The organism is Geomonas sp. (assembly GCF_056994735.1).
Genome location: NZ_JBXKJL010000503.1, coordinates 1 through 1,946 on the forward strand (window position 1 = coordinate 1; position 1,946 = coordinate 1,946).

2 protein-coding genes and 1 pseudogene are annotated in these 1,946 nt (G+C 58.1%); 1 reads left to right on the top strand and 2 read right to left on the bottom strand.

Translation table 11 applies throughout. From position 1 onward, the window contains the following. A pseudogene (locus tag AC11W3_RS21095) lies at positions 1 to 482 on the top strand (ParA family protein); the annotation flags it as partial. A gap of 63 nt (positions 483 to 545) precedes the next feature. Here AC11W3_RS21095 and AC11W3_RS21100 read toward each other — a convergent pair. Together AC11W3_RS21100 and AC11W3_RS21105 are read right to left on the bottom strand one after the other, a co-directional pair. Further along, positions 546 to 908, bottom strand: coding sequence for a four helix bundle protein (locus AC11W3_RS21100; RefSeq protein ID WP_484092059.1), 363 nt, complete (start codon positions 906 to 908; stop codon positions 546 to 548). Positions 909 to 1,017: 109 nt separating this feature from the next. After that, on the bottom strand, positions 1,018 to 1,946 hold a 929-nt coding region (locus AC11W3_RS21105; RefSeq protein WP_484093724.1), incomplete at its 5' end, for a divergent polysaccharide deacetylase family protein.

Consider the following 1,946-nt stretch of genomic DNA (forward strand, 5'->3'; position numbering starts at 1 on the left):
GGGAACTCGACCAGAACTCGCAGATCGCCTACTACTGCGAAAGTTCCGATGGCGCCACCTGCGGCTACATCGAGGCCGACTGCTTCACCTCATTCCTCATCTCGTCGATCTTCCGTATCAACAGGGAACTCCCCGCCGAGGACCCGACCAGGATGATGATCCACCAGACGGCGCGGGAATCGGTCTTCGTCTTCAACCCCGCCGAGAGCGAGGGCCAGGAGAGCGTAGACTTCCATCGCTTCGATCTGACCGGGAACGAGCTCCTGAAGAAGAAGTATCCCCTGGCCCGGCTGCCGGAACGTGACAGCCTGACCGAAGTGGTGGATGGGACACTCGGCGGATTCGAGGGGCAGTTGCGGGACGCCTTCCTGATGGTGCATCCGGTCAGCGGCGACAACCCGGCATCCATTCTGGTTGAGGACAACTATCGGGAGATGGTCAAGCTGAGGAAGAGAATCTATCTAACCGTGAATAGTGAATAGTGAATAGTGAATAGTAAATGGTGAAAGGTGAAAGGTGAAGGGTGAAGGGTGAAGGGTGAAAGGTCAAACTTCACCCTTTACCGCTTTTATCAGACCGGCGAGTTTTCTGGAGATCGAGACCATCTTTGTCTCCAGCGCCTGTTTTTGCTCTAGAGTGAGATAGCCCAGGTTTGTGGCAATTTCTATTTGGGTATCGACCTCGCTTAGAGAACCGCCGGCAATGTTGAGGAATTGGGCAAATTCCTTATGAGAGAATCGTGCAGCCCCTTCTGCAATATTGCTAGGGATTGAAACCGCAGCCCGCCTCATCTGAGATGTCAAACCATACATTTCTGCCTTCGGGAACAACTCAGTGATCCTGTAGATGTCAGAGGCGAAAGTCACCCCCTCCTTCCAAACATCCAGCTTCTTGTGTCCTTGATTCATCTCCCCTCCCGAAAGCCTGGCTTTCAATCAGGTAGATTTTACCCTTTCACCTTTCACCTTTCACCTTTCACCTTTCACCTTTCACCTTTCACCTTTCACCTTTCACCTTTCACGGCTTCACCAAAGACGACACCAGCACAAAAGTGATGCCGCTGGCGGCGTGGCCAGGCATCGCCAACTTCAGCGCCCGTATGGTAGCCGGATGGGGGTGGCAGATGGCAATTGCGGATCCTTTCTTGCGTGCTATCGCGACCGCCTCAGCGAGCTGCTTCCTGATCGCACCCTCATCCTGCACGTTGTCCAGGAAGACCTGCCGCTCCGCGCACTTGAGGCCCAGGGCTTTCGCGGTGCGGTAGCCGACCGAGGCGGGGGAGGTCTTGCTGTCGATGAAGAACATCCCCTTCTCCCTGAGCACCTTCAGCACTACCTCCATCTTCTCCGCGTCCTGGGTGAACCGGGAGCCCATGTGGTTGTTTGCGCCCGTCGCGAAGGGGACGCTGCGGAAGTAACTATCCACCCGCCTGGCGACCTCGGCGTCGTCCATGGAAAGAAGCAGGCCGATCTGCTCCAGGCGCTGCTGGGGATACCCCTCCGGCTCCATCGGCAGGTGCACCATCACCCCTGCCCCGGCTTCATGAGCGGCCTGGGCCACTCCCTTGGCATGGGCGAGGCTGGGAATGACCGAGAAGGTCAGCGGCAGCTTGATGGAGAGAAGCTCCTGAAGCTCCTGGTTGCTCGCCCCCATGTCGTCGATGACGATGGCCAGACGCCCCGCTCCCTTCGACTCCTTCACGGCCGCCTCATGTTTGACAGCCGGAACCGATACCGAGGATACGGATTTTTGCACACTCGGCCGCGGCGGGAGCGGCAGGCGGGGTGGGCCCGCCGGTCTGCCTGCGGAAGTTTTGGTGGGCTTCGTCTCGCCGAAGTACCGCACCAGGAAGGCTCCCGCCACGGCAAGAGCGAGAAGGAGGAGCACTGCCAGTAACTTTTTGCCACCACCGCCAGATTTCTTACGCCTGTTGACCGCCCTGCCCC